General features: G+C 69.0%; 10 protein-coding genes. 9 read left to right on the top strand and 1 reads right to left on the bottom strand.

Annotation, left to right across the window (positions count from 1 at the left end; translation table 11 throughout):
• Positions 1–173: 173 nt before the first annotated feature.
• The 6 genes from ACIBEF_RS10765 to mmsB all read left to right on the top strand — a co-directional run bounded on the left by ACIBEF_RS10765 (position 174) and on the right by mmsB (position 9954).
• Complete coding sequence (locus tag ACIBEF_RS10765; protein WP_396793011.1) at positions 174–2279, top strand: family 43 glycosylhydrolase; 2106 nt, start codon at positions 174–176, stop codon at positions 2277–2279.
• Between the two features lie 405 nt (positions 2280–2684).
• Positions 2685–3671 (top strand): LacI family DNA-binding transcriptional regulator, encoded by a 987-nt coding sequence (locus ACIBEF_RS10770; RefSeq protein WP_396793012.1) that lies wholly within the window; start codon positions 2685–2687, stop codon positions 3669–3671.
• A gap of 301 nt (positions 3672–3972) precedes the next feature.
• Positions 3973–5628 carry a glycoside hydrolase family 27 protein gene (locus ACIBEF_RS10775; protein ID WP_396793014.1) on the top strand — a complete coding sequence of 552 codons (1656 nt, stop codon included), beginning with the start codon at positions 3973–3975 and terminating at the stop codon, positions 5626–5628.
• A 312-nt stretch (positions 5629–5940) separates the two neighbouring features.
• Positions 5941–7083 (top strand): multiple monosaccharide ABC transporter substrate-binding protein, encoded by a 1143-nt coding sequence (gene chvE / locus ACIBEF_RS10780; RefSeq protein ID WP_393221198.1) that lies wholly within the window; start codon positions 5941–5943, stop codon positions 7081–7083.
• An 85-nt stretch (positions 7084–7168) separates the two neighbouring features.
• Positions 7169–8707, top strand: coding sequence for a multiple monosaccharide ABC transporter ATP-binding protein (gene mmsA, locus ACIBEF_RS10785; protein WP_396793017.1), 1539 nt, complete (start codon positions 7169–7171; stop codon positions 8705–8707).
• Positions 8704–9954, top strand: coding sequence for a multiple monosaccharide ABC transporter permease (mmsB, locus tag ACIBEF_RS10790; protein WP_091401175.1), 1251 nt, complete (start codon positions 8704–8706; stop codon positions 9952–9954). Before mmsA ends, mmsB begins: the two co-directional genes overlap by 4 nt.
• Before the next feature lie 226 nt (positions 9955–10180).
• Here the strand turns inward: mmsB and ACIBEF_RS10795 are convergent, their stop codons facing one another.
• Positions 10181–11560 carry a DNRLRE domain-containing protein gene (locus tag ACIBEF_RS10795; protein WP_396793019.1) on the bottom strand — a complete coding sequence of 460 codons (1380 nt, stop codon included), beginning with the start codon at positions 11558–11560 and terminating at the stop codon, positions 10181–10183.
• Between the two features lie 213 nt (positions 11561–11773).
• Here ACIBEF_RS10795 and ACIBEF_RS10800 point away from each other — a divergent pair, with 213 nt between their 5' ends.
• From ACIBEF_RS10800 to ACIBEF_RS10810, 3 genes are all read left to right on the top strand, one after another.
• Positions 11774–13069, top strand: a complete 1296-nt coding sequence (locus tag ACIBEF_RS10800) for an MFS transporter (protein WP_396793020.1) — start codon at positions 11774–11776, stop codon at positions 13067–13069.
• Positions 13066–14049 (top strand): hypothetical protein, encoded by a 984-nt coding sequence (locus ACIBEF_RS10805; protein WP_396793022.1) that lies wholly within the window; start codon positions 13066–13068, stop codon positions 14047–14049. Before ACIBEF_RS10800 ends, ACIBEF_RS10805 begins: the two co-directional genes overlap by 4 nt.
• 181 nt (positions 14050–14230) lie before the next feature.
• Entirely contained in the window at positions 14231–15697 is a 1467-nt protein-coding gene (locus tag ACIBEF_RS10810; RefSeq protein WP_396793024.1) for an alkaline phosphatase D family protein, read from the top strand.
• Positions 15698–15704 lie beyond the last annotated feature (7 nt).

The following is a 15704-nucleotide window of genomic DNA, read 5'->3' on the forward strand; positions in this document are numbered from 1 at the left end:
TGGCTGTCCGACCGCGCGCGCTCCCCACCTCTCCCGGTTTCGGCATCTCGTCGCCGTCACGGTCGGGCTGGCGGTGTTAGCGATCACATGGTCGGGCCCGGTCAGATCGGCGCCCCGCCCGGTGCCGCGGACGCCGACCCAGATCGCTCGGTTCGCGTCAGCAGAGGAGGATCATGCTTTCCATCGGTCGGGTTCCCCGGGGTGCGCCACGTCGGCGCGGGTGGCTGTCGAGACTTGCTGTCGCCGTGACGGCACTGGTGGTCGGTGGCGCGGCCGCAGCCGTCGCCTCGTCGCCCGCGTCAGCGGCGACGGTCGACACCAATGCGTGGTACGTGTTGGTCAACCGCAACAGCGGCAAGGCGCTGGACGTCTACAACCTGGCGACGAACGACGGCGCGCGGATCACCCAGTGGACCCGCAACAACGGCAATCAGCAGCAGTGGCAGTTCGTCGACTCCGGTGGTGGCTACTACCGGGTGAAGTCGCGGCTGTCCGGCAAGGTGCTGGACGTCTCGGGCTTCTCGACCGCCAACGGCGGCAGCATCGTGCAGTGGAGCGACACCAACGGCACGAACCAGCAGTTCCGGCTGGCCGACTCCGACGGTGGCTACGTCCGGTTGATCAACCGTAACAGCAACAAGGTGATGGAGGTGCAGGGCGCCTCGACCGCCGACGGCGGCAACATCGTGCAGTACGACGACTGGAACGGCACCAACCAGCAGTGGCAGTTCGTCCGCGTCGACGGCGGGAGCAACCCCACCACGCCGCCCCCGTCGAACGGCACGTTCTCGAACCCGGCCATCTGGCAGGACTTCGCCGACGTCGACATCATCCGGGTGGACAACGCCTACTACCTGACGTCGTCCACGATGCACTACTCGCCCGGCGCGCCGGTCCTGCGCTCGTACGACCTGGTGAACTGGGAGTTCGCAGGTCACGCCGTGCCCCGGCTCGACTTCGGGTCAAAGTACGACATGAGCGGCGGTAACGCCTACGTCGACGGGATCTGGGCGTCGACGTTGAACTACCGGCCGAGCAACCGGACCTACTACTGGGCCGGGTGCATCGACTTCGCGCAGACCCACATCTACACCGCGTCCGCCGTCGACAGCACCTGGAGCAAGCACGCCACCATCCCCAACTGCTACTACGACGCCGGCCTGCTGTTCGACGACAACGACACCCCGTACATCGCGTACGGCAACAGCACCATCAGCGTGGCCCAGCTCTCCGCGGACGGGAAGTCCCAGGTTCGTGCCCAGCAGGTGTACCAGACGCCGTCGAGCATCGGGACGCTGGAAGGCGCCCGCTTCTACAAGCGCAACGGCGCGTACTACATCTGGCTCACCCGCCCGGCCAACGGCCAGTACGTGTTGAAGTCGACGAACGGCCCGTTCGGCCCGTACGAGCAGCGTCAGGTGCTGCTCAACCTGCCCGGCCCGATCTCCGGTGGCGGTGTGCCGCACCAGGGTGGGCTGGTGCAGACCCAGAACGGGGACTGGTACTACATGTCCTTCGTCGACGCGTACCCCGGTGGTCGGATGCCGGCCCTTGCCCCGATCACCTGGACCGGCGACGGGTGGCCCGTGCTGCAGACGGTCAACGGCGCGTGGGGCAGTTCCTACCCGAAGCCGAACCTGCCCACCCCGCCCCGGGCGGTCAAGCCGCTCACCGGCACCGACACGTTCGCCGGCACCACGCTCGGCCCTCAGTGGGAGTGGAACCACAACCCGGACAACAGCAAGTGGTCGGTCAACAACGGCCTGAACCTGCAGACCGCCACCGTCACCGGTGACCTGTACAAGGCGCGCAACACGTTGACCCACCGCATCCAGGGTCCCACCTCGACCGCGACCATCGAGTTGGACTACTCCACCATGCGCGACGGTGACCGCACCGGCCTGGCGGTGCTGCGCAACTCGTCGGCCTGGATCGGAATCCGACGCGACAACGGCTCCACCCGGCTGGTGATGCAGAACGGTCTGACGATGGACGGCAGCTGGAACACCACGAGTACCGGCAGCGAGGTGGCGAGCACCGCCGTCTCCGGTGGCCGGATCTGGTTGCGCGCCAACGCCGACATCAGACCAGGTTCCGGCCGACAGGCACGCTTCTCGTACAGCACGGACGGGGTGAACTTCACCTCGTTCGGCAACGCCCTGACACTGGCGAACAACTGGCAGTTCTTCATGGGCTACCGGTTCGCCGTGTTCAACCACGCGACGCAGGCGCTCGGTGGCGCGGTCACCGTGCGGCGGTTCGACCTGACCACCCCGTGACACCGATCACACGACGATCGCTCTGACCGGTGGCGCTGCGACGCAGGCCTGGCGGCATGTGTTGCCCGCGCCACCGCGTCAGGTCCTCGCCGGCCTGTTCCGCGCTCTGCCCAGGAGCGAGGAACAGGCCGGCGCACCACACAAGGACCATGTCCCGTACCGGTTGGTGCGGGATTCCGGACGGCACCGCGTTGTACGGCTTCGGCGCGTCGGGCGGTCCCCGCACAGCCATGCCGTGTCCGGGGTCGTTGCTGGCGTAGACTGTCGGCGATCCAGCGCTGGTCACCTGGGATTCAGCACCGGCGTGGTGACTGAGCGAGGGGGATCGGGCCGGGCCGCTCCAGTCGACGGGCCGCGGGCCGGAGATGTAGCGGGGGGAGCGAAATGGCCGTCCACGGTCCCGCGATGACGGACGTTGCTCGTCTCGCCGGTGTCTCCCATCAGACGGTGTCGCGGGTGCTCAACGGGCACCCCAACGTCCGTGAGCAGACCCGGCTTCGGGTACGCGCGGCGATTGCCGAACTCGGCTACCGCCCCAACGGCGCGGCACGCGCCCTGGTGACCGGTCGATCGCAGGTCATCGGCGTGGTCGCGCAGAACACGACGCTCTACGGTCCGGCATCGCTGCTGGCCGCGCTGGAGCAGACCGCCGCCGAAGAGGGCTTCGCGGTCAGCGTCGGCAGCGTGCGCAACCTGGACCACCGCTCCATCTCAGCCGCCGTGGAGCGGCACCTGTCGCACCGGGTCGCCGGCATCGTGGTCATCGCCCCGGTCGAGTCGGCCGGTGAGGCGCTGGAGCGCCTGCCCAAGGATGTCCCGCTGGTCACGGTCGACGGTGACCCGAATCGGCCGGTGCCGTTGGTGACCGTCGACCAGGTGGCGGGCGCCCGGGCGGCGACGCAACATCTGCTCGACGCCGGGCACCGCACCGTCTGGCACGTCTCCGGGCCGACCGACTGGTTCGACAGCGTGGGTCGGATCGACGGTTGGAGGCAGGCGTTGCTGGCCGCCGGACTGGACCCGCCGCCGCCGATGCCGGGGGACTGGTCCGCGGCGTCGGGTTACCGGTGCGGGCAGATGTTGGCGCGGATGCCGGAGGTCACCGCCGTCTTCACCGCCAACGACCATCTCGCGCTGGGCGTGCTGCGGGCGCTGCACGAGTTCGGCCGACAGGTGCCGCACGAGATCAGCGTGGTCGGCTTCGACGACGTGCCGGAGGCGGCGTACTTCATTCCGCCGCTGACCACCGTCCGACCGGACTTCGACGCGGTGGCGCGAGCGAGCCTGCAGATGCTGCTGTCGCAGATCGAGTCGGGCACCGGCGGAGCGCTGCGGCAGACCGTCGCCCCCGCTCTGGTCGCCCGCGAGAGCGTCGCTCCACCTCGGCGCTGACCGTCGCAGCAGGCGCAGGTCGCCCCGCGTGGTGCGGGGAGCAGTCCCACCGCAGCGCGTATGGGTCCGCGCCAGCGTGCGCGAATTCCGGCTCCTTCGTCTGATAAGACGTGACTCGATGGGTTGCGCAGGGTGACCAATCGATGTCGAGCGATGCAAAGCGGTGAAGGTATTGAACCTCGTGAAATGTCGCCGTAACATGATGGGCGTCTCTGTTAACGCTAACAAAAATTGGCACCCAACTATCGGCGTACCGACCAGAGATCGTAATCACGGGCGGGCGTCACCGACAGGAGGCTCGATGAACCGCAATACCCGAGGTCGTCGCTGGGGGAGCGTACTGGCGGCCGGAATACTGCTCGCCGGCACCCTCGTCGGCCTCCGCGCCCCGGCGGCGCAGGCACTCGACAACGGCGTGGCGCGTACGCCCCCCATGGGCTGGAATTCATGGAACTCGTTCGGCTGCAACATCAACGAGGCGCTGATCCGGCAGACGGCTGACGCGATCGTCAGCAGCGGCATGCGCGACCTTGGCTACAACTACGTCGTGGTCGACGACTGCTGGTTCAACCCCAACCGGGACAGCTCCGGCAACATCCAGGGCGACCCCACCCGGTTCCCCAGCGGAATGAAGGCGCTCGGCGACTACCTGCACGCCCGGAACCTGAAGTTCGGCCTCTACCAGGTACCGGTCGACAAGACCTGTGCCCAGTACTTCGGCGCCTACCCCGGCGCGACCGGCAGCCGCGGCCACGAGGTGCAGGACGCGCGCCAGTTCGCCGCCTGGGGCGTCGACTTCCTCAAGTACGACTGGTGCTCGCCGGAGGGCAGCATCAACGACCAGGTGACCACCTTCGCCAAGATGCGTGACGCGCTGGCCGCCACCGGCCGACCGATCGTCTACAGCATCAACTCCAACAGCATCCACGCCAAGACCGGCCCGCAGCGCAACTGGGGCGACGTGGCGAACATGTGGCGAACCACCGAGGACATCACCAACGCGTGGGACACCGGCCAGAGCAACGGGTACCCGATGGGCATCCAGAACATCATCAACGTGACCGTTCCGTTGGCGTCCTACGCGCGCCCGGGTGGGTTCAACGACCCCGACATGATGGAGGTCGGTCGCGGCGGCATGAACGACACGGAGATGCGCAGCCACTTCGCCATGTGGGCGATCATGGCGTCTCCGCTGATCGCCGGCAACGACGTGCGGAACATGAACGCCGCAACGCAGACCATCCTCAAGAACGCCAACCTGATCGCGATCAACCAGGACTCGCTCGGATTGCAGGGGGCGCAGGTGTCGTTCGACGGCACGCGTCGGGTGCTGGCCAAACGGCTCGCCAACGGTGACGTCGCCGTCGCCCTCTTCAACCAGGGCGGCTCGACGACGACGATCTCGACCACGGCAGCGGCCATCGGCAAGTCCGGCTCGTCGTTCACCCTGGTCGACGCGTGGACCGGCGGCACCAGCACCAGCAGCGGGACCATCAGCGCCAGCGTCCCCGCGCACGGCACCGTGGTGTACCGGGTCAGCGGTGGCGGAACGACTCCTCCGACGACGCCGCCGCCGACCACGTCGAGCGCGTACGCCAGCGCCTCCTCCGGCCGCTGCCTCGACGTGCCGAACAGCAACACGACGAACGGCACGCAGCCGGTCATCTGGGACTGCAACGGTGCCGCCAACCAGCGCTGGACCAGGAGCGGCCAGACCCTGCAGGCCCTGGGCAAGTGCCTGGACGCGCCGTCGAACGCCGCGGCCGGCGCCAAGGTGCAGATCTGGGACTGCAACGGCGGGACCAACCAGCAATGGGCGGTCAACGCCAACGGCACGATCAGCAACGCGCAGACCGGGCTCTGCCTGGACGTCAACAACAACGCAACGGCCAACGGCACCACGGTGATCCTCTGGACCTGCACCGCGGCGGCGAACCAGCGGTGGTCGCAGCGGTAGCCGACCGGGGTCGCCGACCGCCGAGATCGAGGCGGCCCGCCTGATCCGACGGTGGTGCTGGTGCCCGCGGACGACACATGTCGGCCGCGGGCATCGGTCTGTAGAGTGCTGCGGACGACCACGCTGAGTTGCCGCGTCCTGCCCTTCCGGTGGATCGGCCACATGGCTACGCTCGCCTGGATGCTCCGTTACGAGACCGTGACACCGGTATTTCGGATCTGGTGTTGACGCAATCTATGTGAGCGCTAACACTACCCGAAAGATGACAGTGGGCCCCGGCAGTCGGCGGGGGAGTCCAGAGAGGAGAAGCCCGTGGGCAGGAAATTCCTGGTTGCTCTCGGCGGCGCGGCACTCGCGCTGAGTTTGGCGGCGTGCAGCGGCGGGGGTGCGGGCAGCGGTGAGAAGTCCGGCGACGAGAAGCCAAGCGACCTGACCATCGGTGTTTCGATGCCGACCCAGACGTCGGAGCGGTGGATCGCCGACGGCAACGCGGTGAAGTCGAAGCTGGAAGCCAAGGGCTACAAGGTCGACCTCCAGTACGCCGGCGACGACATCCCCACGCAGTCGCAGCAGGTCGACCAGATGATCACCCAGGGTGCCGATGTTCTGGTGCTCGCGGCGATCGACGGCACCGCCCTCAGCAGCCAGCTACAGGCCGCCGCGGCCGCGAAGATCCCGGTCATCTCCTACGACCGGCTGATTCGTGGCAGCAAGGACGTCGACTTCTACGTCAGCTTCGACAACTACAAGGTTGGCGTCGCCCAGGGCACCGCGCTGCTCGTCGGTCTCGGCCTGCTGAACAAGGACGGCTCGAAGGGCACCGCCAAGGGGCCGCTGAACGTCGAGCTCTTCGCCGGGTCGCTGGATGACAACAACACCCAGTACTTCTTCGGCGGCGCGATGGACACGCTGAAGCCGTTCATCGAGGACGGGACGCTGGTCGTCAAGTCCAAGCAGACCACCCCCGAGCAGGTAGCCATCCTGCGGTGGCAGCAGGAGACCGCGCAGAAGCGGATGGAGAACCTGCTGACCTCCAGCTACAACGACGGCTCGAAGGTCGACGGGGTGCTCTCCCCGTACGACGGCATCTCCCGCGGCATCATCACCGCCCTGCAGAACGCCGGCTACGGCAAGGGCGCGAAGAAGCTCCCCGTGGTGACCGGCCAGGACGCGGAGATCGCCTCGATCAAGCTGATCAACGACGGCGTGCAGAGCTCCACGGTCTTCAAGGACACCCGGCTGCTGGCCGAGCAGGCCGTGAACGCGGCCGAGGCCTTCCTGCAGAAGAAGGAGCCGCAGGCCAACGACACCAAGACGTACAACAACGGTGTGAAGGTCGTCCCGGCGTACCTGCTGCCGATCGCGACCGTCTACAAGGACGACATCAAGGCGACGCTGATCGACTCCGGCTACTGGACGGCGGAAGAGGTCGCCGCCGGTCAGGCCAAGAAGTAAGCCACTCGTCGGGCCCGGCGGTCACACCCGCCGGGCCCGACGCCTGGGCGCGTACCGCGTCCAGACCTGACGGAGGACAGTGACCATGGACGACACCATCCTCGAGATGCGTCGCATCACCAAGACCTTCCCCGGCGTGACCGCGCTGGAGGACGTCACCCTCGCAGTGCGCCGCGGGGAGATCCACGCCATCTGTGGTGAGAACGGCGCCGGCAAGTCCACCCTGATGAAGGTGCTGTCCGGCGTCTACCCGTCCGGCTCGTACGACGGCGAGATCCTCTTCGACGGCAAGCCGATGCAGTTCCGCGGCATTCGCGACAGCGAGGCCAACGGCATCGTCATCATCCACCAGGAGCTCGCCCTGGTGCCGTACCTGTCGATCGCGGAGAACATCTTCCTCGGCAACGAGCGGCGCGGCCGCAGCGGGCTCATCGACTGGAACTTCGCCAACGCCGAAGCGGCGAAGCTGCTGGCGTCCGTCGGGCTGCACGAGAACCCCGTCACCCCGGTCATTCAGCTCGGTGTCGGCAAGCAGCAGCTGGTGGAGATCGCCAAGGCGCTGTCGAAGAAGGTGCGCCTGCTCATCCTGGACGAGCCGACGGCCGCGCTCAACGACATCGACTCGGCGCACCTGCTCGACCTGCTGCGGGCGCTCAAGGAGCAGGGCATCACCTGCATCATGATCTCGCACAAGCTCAACGAGATCACCGCCATCGCCGACTCGACCACCGTCATCCGTGACGGGCGCGCCGTGGAGACCCTCGACATGAAGTCGGACGAGGTGACCCAGCAGCGGATCATCCGCGGCATGGTCGGGCGCGACCTGGACAGCTTCTACCCCGACCGCGAGTCGTCGCCCGGTAACGAGGTCCTGCGCATCGAGGACTGGACGGTGCGGCACCCGGTCCAGGACCGGATGGTCGTCGAGGGCGTCGGGCTGTCCGTACGCGCCGGCGAGGTCGTCGGCATCGCGGGCCTCATGGGCGCCGGTCGGACCGAGCTGGCCATGAGCGTGTTCGGTCGGTCCTACGGGCGCGACATCCGGGGCCGACTCTTCGTCCACGGGCGGGAGGTGCAGGCCCGCACCGTCGCCGAGGCGATCGACAACGGCATCGCCTACGTCACCGAGGACCGCAAGCGCTACGGGCTCAACCTCATCGACGACGTGCGGCGCAACGTGTCCGCCGCCGCGCTGGGCCGGCTGTCCCGCCTGGGCTGGGTGAACGGCAACGAGGAGATCAAGGTTGCCGAGACGAGCCGCAAGGAGATGAACATCCGCACGCCGAGCGTCATGGCGGTGGTCGGCAAGCTCTCCGGCGGCAACCAGCAGAAGGTCGTGCTGTCGAAGTGGCTGTTCACCGACCCGGACGTGCTGATCCTCGACGAGCCCACCCGCGGAATCGACGTCGGCGCCAAGTACGAGATCTACACGATCATCAACCGGCTGGTGGCCGCCGGTAAGGCAGTGATCGTCATCTCCTCCGAGCTGCCGGAGCTGCTCGGAATGTGCGACCGCATCTACACCCTCGCCGCCGGCCGGATCACCGGCGAGATGCCGGTGGCCGAGGCGACTCAGGAGAGCCTCATGGAGCTGATGACCAAGGACAAGGAGCTCGTCGGATGACCAGCATCAAGACCCCTTCGACGGAGCGCCCCACGCCCCCGGACAGCACGCCCGGCGCCGCCCTGCACAGCGGGACGAGCGACCTGCGGGCGCTGGTGTTGAACAACCTGCGGCAGAGCGGGATCTACGTCGCCCTGGTCGTCATCGTCGCGCTCTTCGCGGTCCTGACCGACGGGGTGCTGCTGAGCCCCGGCAACATCACCAACATCGTCCTCCAGTACTCCTACATCCTGGTCCTCGCGATCGGGATGGTCATCCTGATCATCGGTGGCCACATCGACCTGTCGGTCGGGTCGGTCGTCGCGCTCACCGGAGCGGTCTCCGCCGTCCTGGTGATCCAGCAGGGTCACCCCTGGTGGATCGGCGTCGTGGCCGCGCTGGTCGTCGGCGTCGCGGTCGGCGCGTGGCACGGGTTCTGGGTGGCGTACGCCGGCATTCCGGCCTTCATCGTGACCCTGGCCGGCATGCTGCTGTTCCGGGGTCTGACCCTGCGGGTGCTCGACAACATCTCGCTGTCGCCGTTCCCGTCCGAGTACCAGCAGGTCGCGGCGGGCTTCCTCAACGGCCTGCTCGGTGGGCAGGGCTTCGACGCCTTCACGTTGCTGATCGGCGCCATCGCCGTGGCCGGCTACGCGGTCAGCGGCTTCCGCACCCGCGTGGCGCGTATCCGCTACCAGCAACCCGTCGAGTCGTTCCCGCTCTTCGTCGCCCGGGTCGTGCTGGTCGGCGCGGTCCTCATGTACTTCGCCTGGCAGTTGGCGCACGCCCGAGGGCTGCCGATCGTGCTGATCATCCTGGCGGTCCTGGTGTTGGTCTACGGCCTGCTCACCCGGCGTACCGTCTTCGGTCGGCAGGTCTACGCCATCGGCGGCAACCTGTCGGCGGCGGCGCTCTCCGGGGTGAAGGTCCGCACCGTCAACTTCTGGATGTTCGTCAACATGGGCTTCCTGGCGGCGGTGGCTGGCGTCATCTACTCGTCGCGGTCCAACGGCGCCCAACCCGCCGCCGGCAACATGTTCGAGCTGGACGCGATCGCCGCCGCCTTCATCGGCGGTGCGGCGGTCACCGGTGGCGTGGGCACCGTGGTGGGCGCGATGGTCGGTGGTCTGATCATGGCGGTGATGAGCAACGGCATGCAGCTGATGGGCATCGACCAGTCGACCCAGTCGGTGGTGAAGGGTCTCGTTCTGCTCGTCGCGGTCGCCTTCGACGTCTACAACAAGCGTCGCGCCGGCACGGCCCGCTGACCCCCGCACGACGCCCGGATGGCCCCTGACCGCGACGCGGTCAGGGGCCACCTGCGTTCCCCCCACCCCCACCCCCGACTCCGCGATCTTGCACTTGGTGTCGACGATCTGCGGCTTGTGCGGCAGTAGTCGGGACAGAAAGTGCAAGATCGACGGGGCGGGGTGGGGTGGGGTGGGGTGGGGTGGGGTAGGGCGGGGCGGGGTGGGGTGGGGTTGGTGGGGTGGGTTAGTGGCAGGTGGTGGTGCCGGTGTCGGTGTAGGTCTGGCCGGCTACCGGTACGAACTGCCAGTCGTAGCTGTTGGAGTGGAGGGTGAACTTCAGTAGCCCCCACGCCGAGCTGTTACGCGCCTCGCTGTTGGGCTGGATGGTGCCGAAGCCGTAGTGGCCGGCGCCGCCCATCCCGGCGACGAAGCTGCGCAGACCCCGGCTGGAGTCGGCGCCACCGGCCGGGTTCATCGGGGCGAACCGCTCGTACACGTGGTTGTGCCCCCAGACCACGACGTCGGCGTTGTAGTCGTAGAGAGCCTGGTACAGCGGGCGCGTCGACGTCGACGGCGCGTGGTTGGAGCTGGACGTGAACAGCGGGTGGTGCCAGTACGCGATGGTGCACGGCTTGCTGCTGGCGGCCAGGTCCGCGCGCAGCCACTGCTCCTGCGTCGAGCCGGCCGACATGCTGATGTTCGAGTTCAGCGACACGACGTGCCAGTTGCCCAGGTCGAATGAGTAGTACCCGCGACCGCTCGGGCCGGCCGACGTACCGAAGTAGTTGTAGTAGCCGCTCGCGCCCGACGTGTTGTAGTCGTGGTTGCCCGGCGACGGGCGGGTGCGGGACTTGTGCCGACCCCAGGTGGGCTCGTAGTAGCTGTTGAACTGCGACGCCGTCCCGCTGTCGTAGACGTTGTCGCCGGTGGTGAAGACCGTTCCCGGGATGCTGTCGAGCAGCGTCGCGGTGGCGCTGTCGCCGGAGCCCGAGTCGGCGATGTCGCCGGCGCCGACGAAGACCGGGTCGCCCGACGGGGGCGGTGTGGTGCTGCCGGTGGTGACCACCAGTTGCGGAGCGTCAGCGCCACTCTCGCGGGTGTCGTAGTAGGCGCCGTCACCGCTGGTCGAGGTGGCACCGAAGCTGTACGTGCCGTTGCCGGTGACAGCGGCAGTGACGTCGACCTCGTACCAGGTGTTGCCGCTGACCGCGCCGATCGTGCCGAGGGTGGCCCCGTCGATGGCCGGCTGGTTGTTCCAGGTGGTGCCGGTCTCCGACCAGGTCGTGTTGGACATCCGGCGGAACGTGCCACCGGCGTCGCTGCCGCTGTTGCCGCTGATCGTGCGCAGTCGCAGCCTGGCGCCGGTCACCGTGCCGCTGACACCGCTCACCGTGAAGCGCAGGAACGAGCGCCGCACGGGCGAGTTGTCGACCACGACCTGCGTGGACGTGCCGTAGTTGGTGGCCGCCGTGTCGCTCTGGACGTAGGTGTCGGCGACGGGCGTGAAGGTCACGCTCGCCGCCGACGCCGCGCCGGCGCCGGTCACGACGACGGCGGCGGTCGCGGCGACGATCACCGTGACCACCCCCAACGTCACCGACGGACGGGGGAATCGAATGTCCATCCAGGACTCCTTGCCTCGTGGGAAGAGCGCAAGGAATGTAGGAAGGTCGATGAGCCGGCGGGCGACGGGCGGATGAACAGTGCGTCCCGACAGGCGAACACCTCGCTGTTGGGAGCCTGTTCAACAGTCCCTCGCCCGGATGCCACCCGCAGTGCGTTGTGCCCCCTCCACTGAGTACGGACGATGGCTGCCCGTCGATCAGAGGAGATGCTCGTGTACCTGTCGACCGTCTCCCGACCGGTCGCCGATGAGCCGGGATCGGGGCCTCGCCGCCGTCGGTTCACGATGGTCAGCGGCAACGTGCTCGCGCTCGGCACGGTCAGTCTGATCACCGACGTGTCGGCCGAGATGGTGGCCGCGGTCCTGCCGCTCTATCTGGTGCTGGGCCTGCACCTCAGCCCGGTGGCCTTCGGCGTGCTGGACGGCGTCCACACCGGCGCCACCGCGCTGCTGCGGGTCGTCGGTGGCTTCGCCGCCGACCGGTTCCGGCGGCGCAAGCTGATCGCCGGCATCGGGTACGCGCTCTCGGCGGTCGCGAAGCTCGGCCTGCTGCTCGCCGGTCGGTCGATCCCGGCGATCGGCGCCGTCATCGCCGTCGACCGGATCGGCAAGGGGGTGCGAAGCGCTCCGCGTGACGCGTTGATCACGCTATCCACGCCACCGGAGGCGCTGGGTCGGGCGTTCGGGGTGCACCGGGCGATGGACAGCGTCGGCGCGTTCCTCGGGCCACTCGCCGCGTTCGCGGTCCTGCTGGTCGTCGGGCAGTCGTACGACGCGGTGTTCGTCACCAGCTTCTGCATCGCAGCCCTGGCCGTGGTGGTGCTCGTGCTCTTCGTCAGGGAGCAGCCGCCCGGCGAGGGGGTGGACGGCGGGGCGGCGGACGAGACCAACGGGGCGAAGGTCTCCGTCCGCGAGGCGTTCGGGCTGCTGCGCGCAGGACCGGCCCGGCGGCTGGTGCTGGCCGCCGGGATGCTCGGGCTGGCCACCATCGGCGACGGCTTCGTGTACCTGCTGCTGCAACGCCGAATGGACCTCGGCCTGCGCTGGTTTCCGCTGCTCGCGGTGGGAACCAGCCTGGCGTACCTGCTGCTCGCCGCTCCGCTCGGCGTACTCGCCGACCGGATCGGTCGCCTGCCCGTGGTGATCGGCGGCTACACCGCCCTCGGTGCGACGTACCTGCTGCTGGCCGGCCCGGTCGACGGTTGGCCGCTGATCGCCGTGGCGCTGACCCTGTACGGCGCCTTCTACGCGGCCACCGACGGGGTCCTCATCGCGCTCGCCGGTCCGGTGCTGCCGGCGCGTCTGCGGACCACCGGAATCGCGTTGGTGCAGACCGGGCAGGCCCTCGCGTACCTCGTCTCCTCCGTGCTGTTCGGTCTGGCCTGGCAGGCATGGGGGCCGGAGAACGCGGTCCGCGCGGCGGCCGTGGCCGTCGCCGGCGTCCTGGTCGGCACGCTGCTCCTGCTGGCCTCCCCGTCCCGACCCACCACCCGGAAGGTGCCCCGATGACCGCGATGTCGACCCGAGCGAAGCTCGGTGTGGTGGTCGCCTCGGCCGTGCTGTTGGGCGCGGTGGCGGCCGGCTACGCCGCCAGGGCCGGGCAGGCTCCCCGGACGCCGCCACCCGCCGGCGCCGAGCAGGCGGTCACCTTGACGTCCGGGCCACGCCTGCTGGCGATCACCGACCGGCACGTCTCCACAGTCGCCGCGACCGACCCCGCCGGGCCGCGCACGGTCGCCGGCCTGGAATGCCTCCGGGTGTACGCGGCCGCCGGCACCGGGGTCTGCCTGAAGCCGGAGACCGCGTGGTCGTACCAGGTCGTCGTCCTCGACGCGACGCTGCGCCAGACGAGGGCGGTCAGTGTGCCGGGGCTGCCGAACCGGGCCCGGGTCTCGGCGTCCGGCCGGATGGTCTCCTGGACGACGTTCGTCGGTGGCGACTCGTACACCTCCAGTGGCTTCTCCACCCGCACCGGGATCCTCGACACCCGCACCGGCACCACTGTGGCCTCGCTCGAAGAGTTCGCGATCACCCGCGACGGCCGGGGCTACCGCAACGCGGACGTCAACTACTGGGGCGTCACCTTCACCGCCGACGACAACCGCTTCTACGCGACGATGGCGACCGGGGGCAGGAGATACCTTGTCCGGGGTGACCTGGCGGCTCGTACCGTCGAGACGCTGAAGGAGAACGTCGAATGCCCGTCGCTGTCACCGGACGGCACCCGGCTCGCGTTCAAGGAGGCGGTCGACGCCGACCCGGCGAAGGGCTGGCGGCTGTCGGTCCTGGACCTGCCGAGCATGCGGGTCACCGCGACCGCCGAGGTCCGCAGCGTCGATGATCAGGCCGCGTGGCTGGACAACGGCACGCTGGCCTACACGCTGCGCCGGGACGACGGCCAGCCCGACGTCTGGAGCGTTGCGGCGGACGGGTCCGGCACGCCGACGCTTGTCATCCCCGGGGCGGAGTCGCCGTCCCCGCTCACCTGACGATCCCGTCCGCGCCCCGGCGGTCCGGACACCTGAACGCCTTGGCGCGGACAGCATCCCGTCATGTCGGATTCCGCCGGGCAGCCATCGCCGTTCATCGACGTTCCCGAGGCTGTTGACCATGACAAGGCTGAGCCGTCGCATATTCGTCCTTGGTGGACTGGTGACCGCCGGAGTCGCTGTGACACCTCTCCAGGGTGCCCGCGCAGCGGTGCCGTACCCCTTCAAACTCGGTGTGGCGTCCGGTGACCCGGCACCGGACAGCGTGGTCCTCTGGACCCGGTTGGCACCCTCCCCGCTCAACGCCGACGGGCAGGGAGGCATGGCCAACGCCGACGTGACGGTGGAGTGGCAGGTGTCCACCACCGACCGGTTCACCTCGCTGGTCGCCTCCGGCTCGGTGGTCGCCCGGTACGCCGACGCGCACTCCGTGCACGCCATCGCGGGCGGGCTCGCCGCCGACTCCGACTACTACTACCGGTTTCGGGCCCAGGGGCAGATCTCGCCGGTCGGGCGGACCCGGACCGCCCCGGCGCCCAGCTCCTTCGGCCGTGACCTGGTGATGGCCTTCGCCTCGTGCGCCCACTACGAGGCCGGTTACTACACCGCGTACCGGCGGATGGCCGAGGACAACCCCGGTCTGATCCTGCACCTCGGCGACTACATCTACGAGGGCGGCGTCGGCAGCTCCACGGTGCGGCAGCACGTCGGCACCGAGATCGTGTCGCTGGCCGACTACCGCCGTCGGTACGCGCTGTACAAGTCCGACCCGGACCTGCAGGCGGCCCACGCGGCGGCGCCCTGGCTGGTGGTGCCGGACGACCACGAGGTGGAGAACAACTACGCCAACATGGTGCGTAACGACAGCAGCCCCACGCTGACCGCAGCCCAGTGGACCGCCCGGCGCGCCGCCGCGTACCGGGCCTACTACGAGAACATGCCGCTGCGGCCGGCGTCCGCCGCCAACGGCAACAGCATCCCGCTGTACCGGCGGGTCCGGTGGGGGCAGCTCGCCACCTTCCACATGCTCGACACCCGGCAGTTCCGCGACGACCAGGCCTGCGGTGACGGCTGGAAGGTCTGCGCCGAGGCCGACCTGCCCTCCCGGTCGCTGACCGGCGCCACCCAGGAGGCGTGGCTGCTCGACGGGCTGGCCCAGCGCTACGGCACCTGGGACATCCTCGGCCAGCAGGTCTTCTTCGCCCAGCAACTCGACGCGAACGGGGCGGCGAGCATGGACGCGTGGGACGGCTACCGGGCCTCCCGCAGCCGCATCCAGGGCGGGTGGCAGCAGCGTGGGGTGCGCAACCCGCTGGTGCTCACCGGCGACGTGCACCGCTCGTGGGCCAACGATCTCAAGGCCGACTACGCCAACCCCTCCTCGGCGACGGTCGGCACCGAGCTGGTCTGCACCTCGATCAGCTCGACCGGCAACGGCAGCGGCAGCACCACGGTCCCGAACGCGGCGGCCAACCCGCACCTGAAGTTCTACTCGGACCGGCGCGGCTACGTCCGTACCACCATCACCCGCAGCCAGGTCCGTGCGGACTTCCGCGCGGTGAACACGGTGACCGAGCACGGCGCGGCGGCGTCCACGGTGCGCTCGTTCGTCATCCTCGACGGCCAGCCCGGCCTGCAGGCCGGGTAAGGGAGAG

It is taken from the genome of Micromonospora sp. NPDC050795 (assembly GCF_044456785.1).
Taxonomy (GTDB): domain Bacteria; phylum Actinomycetota; class Actinomycetes; order Mycobacteriales; family Micromonosporaceae; genus Micromonospora.

Excerpts from the sequence above, each read along its gene's own strand:
- ACIBEF_RS10805 (WP_396793022.1), top strand. The coding sequence starts at position 13,066 with ATGACCGCGATGTCGACCCGAGCGAAGCTCGGTGTGGTGGTCGCCTCG.
- ACIBEF_RS10765 (WP_396793011.1), top strand. The coding sequence starts at position 174 with ATGCTTTCCATCGGTCGGGTTCCCCGGGGTGCGCCACGTCGGCGCGGG.
- mmsA (WP_396793017.1), top strand. The coding sequence starts at position 7,169 with ATGGACGACACCATCCTCGAGATGCGTCGCATCACCAAGACCTTCCCC.
- ACIBEF_RS10770 (WP_396793012.1), top strand. The coding sequence starts at position 2,685 with ATGACGGACGTTGCTCGTCTCGCCGGTGTCTCCCATCAGACGGTGTCG.
- ACIBEF_RS10775 (WP_396793014.1), top strand. The coding sequence starts at position 3,973 with ATGAACCGCAATACCCGAGGTCGTCGCTGGGGGAGCGTACTGGCGGCC.
- ACIBEF_RS10795 (WP_396793019.1), bottom strand. The coding sequence starts at position 11,560 with ATGGACATTCGATTCCCCCGTCCGTCGGTGACGTTGGGGGTGGTCACG.
- mmsB (WP_091401175.1), top strand. The coding sequence starts at position 8,704 with ATGACCAGCATCAAGACCCCTTCGACGGAGCGCCCCACGCCCCCGGAC.